Annotated in this window: 4 protein-coding genes; 1 reads left to right on the top strand and 3 read right to left on the bottom strand. The window is 68.1% G+C overall.

Going from position 1 to position 5,607, the window contains the following annotated elements; genetic code table 11:
* A partial coding sequence (locus QN152_13615) for an ABC transporter substrate-binding protein (protein ID MDR7540542.1) occupies nt 1-1,442 on the bottom strand: 1,442 nt, incomplete at its 3' end.
* A 219-nt stretch (nt 1,443-1,661) separates the two neighbouring features.
* A complete protein-coding gene (locus tag QN152_13610; protein ID MDR7540541.1) occupies nt 1,662-2,360 on the bottom strand; it encodes a hypothetical protein in 699 nt (232 codons plus the stop codon).
* A gap of 447 nt (nt 2,361-2,807) precedes the next feature.
* Here QN152_13610 and QN152_13605 point away from each other — a divergent pair, with 447 nt between their 5' ends.
* Nucleotides 2,808-5,093: a GAF domain-containing protein gene (locus QN152_13605; protein MDR7540540.1), complete on the top strand. Its 2,286-nt coding sequence runs from the start codon at nt 2,808-2,810 to the stop codon at nt 5,091-5,093.
* 58 nt (nt 5,094-5,151) lie between these two features.
* Here QN152_13605 and QN152_13600 read toward each other — a convergent pair.
* On the bottom strand, nt 5,152-5,607 hold a 456-nt coding region (locus QN152_13600; protein MDR7540539.1), incomplete at its 5' end, for a nucleotidyltransferase domain-containing protein.

The following is a 5,607-nucleotide window of genomic DNA, read 5'->3' as shown; positions in this document are numbered from 1 at the left end:
GCATACAGTTCCTGGCGCTCTTCTGCTTTAGTGCTGACCCGCGCCTGATCCACCAGCCGGTCGAACTGTGGATTCACGTAGCGCCAGGTGTTCCAACCAGTCGGAGGTGCCATGTTGGAGCGGAACATGGGCAGGAGGCTGTAGTCCGCATCCGCTGTGGTGGTGACCCACCCCAGCATGAAGAGGTGGTAGTCTAGCGTTGCCGCGCGGACATGGGTAAATACCGTGGCCCACTCAAGGAAGCTTATGTCCACCCGGACGCCGATGGCGCGCATCTGGCCCTGCCAGGCTTCCGCAATCTCGGCATCCTTCAAGTAGCGTCCGCGTGCACTGATGAGCGTGAGGACCAGCGGGATCCCCTCGCGCTGCATGATGCCATCTGGCCCCGGACGGAATCCTGCCTCCTGTAGCAGAGCCCGGGCCCGGGCTGGATCGTAGGGATAGCGCTTGTCCAGCTCCATGGGTGCGTAGCCGAACACGCCCTTGGCCAGGATGCCGTCGGCAGGATCACCCGCGCCCTCCAGGATATTGTCCAGGATCGCCTTGCGGTTTGTCCCCATCACCAGGGCACGGCGGACCCGGACGTCGGAGAGCGGTGGTCGGGTCAGGTTCATGCCAACGAAGACGATGCGCAGACCCTGAGCTTCCGCCACTGCAAATGCGCGGTCGCGGCGAAAGGCATCGAGCTGGGCCGGCGCTGGCACGAGTACCATATCCACATCGCCGGTGCGCAGCGCAATCATCCGGGCAGACTCCTCGGGAATGACCCTAAATACGATGCGGTCCAAATAAGGCTTTGGGCCCCAGTAGTCATCGTTGCGTACGACAGTGATGCGGTCGTTGGTGCGCCACTCCTGAAACTTGAATGGCCCGGTGCCCACCGGCTGCCGGCTGAACTCTGGGCCCAGGCGCTGCACGGCGGCAGGGCTCACAATGCCGGCGTAGACCATGGCCACGCTATACAGCAACGGCGCATACGGCTCGCTGGTTACAATGTCTACCGTGTAGTCATCCACGACCTCCGCGCCCTTGATAGGCCCGGCGAGGCTGGCCCAGCGGCCCGGGCTCTTCCGGTCGAACGCACGCTCAAAGGTGAACTTCACGGCCTGGGCATTAAAGGGCGTGCCGTCGTGGAAGCGGACGCCCCGCCGCAAGGTGAAGCGGATCCGCGTGGCATCCAGGACCCTGTAGCTGGAAGCAAGCACAGGCTTGATCTTCATGTCGGGCCCCAGAGTGATCAACGGCTCCAGGATCATTTGATAGACCCACGCGCCGGGCGCGGTCGTCTCGAAATGCGGATCCAGCGAGACAGCATCCACAGGCCGTGCGATGGTCAGTGTTCCACCAGAGCGCTGCGCCTGTACCCTGGGCACCGCCGGCCAGGCCAGCAGAAGGACAGCCACCAGGATCACGGCAGACCTGCGGGCAATCGCCGCATGCATCGTTGAACCACCTCCGGTTAGCCTGTTTCCGTTCCCTCGTCCGGATTCAGACCAGGGCGAAACCTGCTTGTCTTCGAGGCGCTCTTCATGAGGCTGCGTTGAATCGATGATACCATGAAGCGAGTCGGGAGAGCACGCAGGCCCGACGGCGCGCGCCGGCCGTCTGACAGGAAGCGCCCGCGTAGAGGCAGCGAGCGGGAAATGGGTACTCGCTGCGACCTATTCCCGGGGAGAGGAGGCGCGTCCGTCCAGCAGCCGCCAGACTCCCCGGCTCCTCGCGTGGTCTTTTGCCTGCGGTGTAATCGCCTCTCCGGCCACGACGGGAAGGACCGGCGCGCCGATGGCCCGGTGGAGTAAGCCGGCGCGTCGCACCGCGCGTTCCACGTCACCCTCGTCCACCACGGTGGAAACCTCCACGGCCAGGTAAGCCACTTCCCGATCTTCCCACCGGCGTCCGCGGACGACCAAATCGGCCTCCAGCACGTCTCTCCGCTCCTGCCGTGAGAGGGTACCGGCCGCGAGCGCTCGGTCCAACACGGCGGCCAGGTCCTGCATGGACGGCACGTGAATGTCGGAGAGCAGGTCGTCGAAGTACGCGTGAGCCCGCTCGCGGTAGCGGCGTTCGAGTTCATTTCCCCTCAACTGCCCGACCTCATCCCCGAGGCGATCGACTCGGATGGTGAGCCGATCCACCCGCTCGGTGAGCTGGGCGAGGTGTAGAGCGAGCTGGTCGACCCGCTCGGTCAGCTGCGTGACGTGTAGAGCGAGCTGGTCGACCCGCTCGGTCAGCTGCGTGGCGTGTAGAGCGAACTGGTCGACCCGCTCGATGAGCTGGGCGAGCCGCTGTTCGGTGACGCGCTGGGCCTCGGCCAGGCGCCCCAGGGCCGCTTCGAGCCTGTCAACACGTGCATCCGGCACGTTACGTCCTCCTCGTGCTCCCAGCCATTGTACCACCTGCGCCGGATCGGTCCGCTGCGGGATCTCCGATCCCGGTGCCCTGTGGGGCGGCTGGACCCTGACAGCGTGGGCTGCCCCGGGCAGCCAGGTCCGGCAGAGGAAATCCCGTTCGCAAGACACATCGGCAACAGTGCGCGATTTCACGGTGCCGGCGGCAGGTACCGGCGATGTGGTGCCGGCGGCAGGTATCGGCGGCAGGCGGGGCGGAAGGGGAATTATGTTAGTGTGGCAAAATAAATTGCTGGAAATACATTTTTCACCCGATACCCTAAGCCCCGCCCGCCGTTAGCATTGAGCAGGGGCCGAGAGATCGATCGGGCAGGGGTGTAAACCGGCCCGGGGTACCAACCGCGCGGGCGATCTTGCCCGATCCGGCGGGCATCTCTTCGGGGGCTCCAATGGCGCGACATGCCTGATTCAGGCCAGGGTGATGGATCCTCCGCAACGGCCGCATCCCGGGCCGCACCCCCAGGCAGCCTCCTCCGCTTCCCCCCGGAATACGGTGCGGTCCTAAACGGCGTCGTCGAGCAGGCGGCCGCCATGCTGAAGGCCCCCTGCGTCCTGTGGCTGCTCTCTGACGACGGGGCCTGGCTGCGCCTCGCCGCTTCCGCCGGGCCTGGTCCAGAGGTGGCGCGCGCCGAGGTCATCTCGGGAGCACCCGCCCGGGGAGAGCCAGCCGCCCCGCTCCCGCAGCGACCGCCGGACCTCCGTCTCCCCGCCGGGGAGGGCCTGCCGGCGCAGGTCCTGAGCTCTGCCCAGCCCCTCTTCCTGCCGAAGGTCCCAGCTGACGACATCGGGATGCTCACCGACCCCGCCCGGGGGCTGTTCCCCGGTCTGTCGGGCCTGCGCAGCCTGCTACTCGTGCCGCTACCGGGGCGCGCCCGGCCCCTGGGCCTGCTGGGTGCCGCGCGCGCCGCTCCCGCCCGCCCCTTCACCGAGCGCCACCGCAGGTGCATGGAAAAGTTCGCCGGCCAGGCAGCCCAGGCCATCTCCGTGGCCCGCCTCTACGAAGACAACCTGCGCCGCCTGGAGAGCCTCACCGCGCTGTATGCCAGCGCCGCCAAACTCTCGCACAACCTGGACCTGGAGCGGCTGGTCCGTGACGTCACGCGCACCTGCGTGGACGTCTTTGGCGCAGCCCTGGCCTGGGTGGGCCGGGCCGAACCGGACGGTAGCGTCAGTATCCTGGCGCACCATCCCGCACGCTCCCGGTATCCACTGCTGCTCACGGTGCGGTGGGACGAGACCCCCGAAGGGCAGGGCCCCACCGGCAGGGCCATCCGCCGGGGCTTTCCCGAGGTGGTGGCCGACATCGAGGACCTGCCGTCCGAGGGCCCGATCCGGCGGCGTCTGGAGGCGGAGGGCTTCCGTTGTGCGGGCGCCTTCCCCCTGCTCAGCCGGGGCAGCGCGTTTGGCAGCCTGGCGCTCTACAGCCGTGAGCCCGGCTTTTTCACCCCCGAGCGGGTGGAGCTCTTCCAGGCCTACGCCCACCAGGCCGCCGCCGCTCTGGAGAACGCCCGCCTGCTGCTGGAGACCGAGCGGCGGCTGGAGCAGATCAGCACCCTGCACGCGGTGCAGACCGCCATCAGTAGCAGCCTGGACCTGCGGGCGATCCTCACCGTGGTGGTCGACCAGGTAATCACCCACCTGCGGGTCGACGCCGCCGGAATCCTGCTGTTGAACCCGTACACGCAGGCGCTGGAGTTTGCCGCCGGCCAGGGCTTCCGCACACGGGCGCTGCAGCACACCGTCCTGCGCCTGGGGCAGGGCTACGCCGGCCGGGCGGCCACGGAACGGCGGGCGATCGTCGTCCCTAACCTGGGGGAGGCCCCCCAGGAGTTCGTCCGCTCCCCGCTGCTGCCGCAGGAGGACTTCACCGGCTACGTGGCCGTGCCGCTCATTGCCAAGGGCCGGGTGCAGGGCGTGCTGGAGGTGTTCACCCGCGCGGCCCTGCCGTCAGAACCCGAGTGGATGGAGTTCCTGAGCTCTCTGGCCGGGCAGGCTGCCATCGCTATCGACAACGCTTCCCTGTTTGAGGAGCTGCAGCGGGCCAACGCCAGCCTCATCGAAGCCTACGACGCCACCCTGGAGGGGTGGGTCCGCGCCCTGGACCTGCGGGACCAGGAGACGGAAGGTCACACCCAGCGGGTGACGACGCTGACCCTGCGCCTGGCCCGGGCCATGGGCGTCCGGGAGGAGGACCTGCTCCACATCCGCCGGGGTGCGCTGCTGCACGACATCGGGAAGATGGCCATCTCCGACACCATCCTGCTCAAGCCCGGGCCCCTTACCGCGGAGGAGTGGGCGATCATGCACCAGCACCCCAACTACGCCCGCGACCTCCTCTGGCCGATTCCCTACCTGCGCCCGGCGTTGGACATCCCCTCCTGCCACCACGAGCGCTGGGACGGCAGCGGGTACCCCCAGCGGCTGCGCGGGGAGGAGATCCCGCTGGCGGCGCGGATCTTCGCCGTAGCCGACGTCTGGGATGCGCTGACCTCCGACCGGCCCTACCGCCGCGCCTGGTCGCGCGAGGAGGCGGTGGCCTACCTGCGGCGGGAGGCGGGGCGGCTGTTCGATCCCCAAGTGGTGGAGGCCTTCGTCCGGCTGCTGGAGGAGGATGCGGTGGGTGATTCCGCGGCGAGGGGCGGTGGCGAGGGCCGCCGGAGCGACGCCGGCGTCACGCGTTTCTAGTCAGGAACTGCGGTCACCCCGCACAGACCCGGCAGCAAGGCCGGTCTCTGCGGGGAAGTCAGCGCCCCGCGAGCAGGATGCCGCGGTCGATAGCCGCGCGGGCCAGCCGGATGCGCTCCGCCTCCTCGCGCGTGTAGCAGAACAGCTCAACCGGCATGCCGATTCCCGAGAAATAGCGGGAGAACTCTTCTGCACGATCCAGTAAGCGCCGCTGGCTTCGCTCCAGGAGGATGAGGAGGTCGGCGTCGCTGCCCGGTACGGCCCGATCCTCGGACAGGGATCCAAAGAGATAGACGGCGGCGACGTCCCCCTGCTCGGCCAGCAACTTTTCGGCCGCCGCCCGCAACCGGGCCAGCGCCTCACCGCTGTTGAGCCAGAAGACCTTCACAGAAGCGTAGGATCGACTCTGCACAACGGAGCGCATCCCCGGCATCCTCCCGGCCCTGACAGCCTTCTCCGCCGCCTGCTGGCTGACGAAGCAGGCCCACTCGAAGAACCCGCCCTCCGCCTGGAG

The organism is Armatimonadota bacterium, from assembly GCA_031459715.1.
GTDB classification, from domain to species: Bacteria; Sysuimicrobiota; Sysuimicrobiia; order Sysuimicrobiales; family Humicultoraceae; genus Humicultor; species Humicultor tengchongensis.
This window is presented reverse-complemented; position numbering and strand designations above follow the sequence as displayed.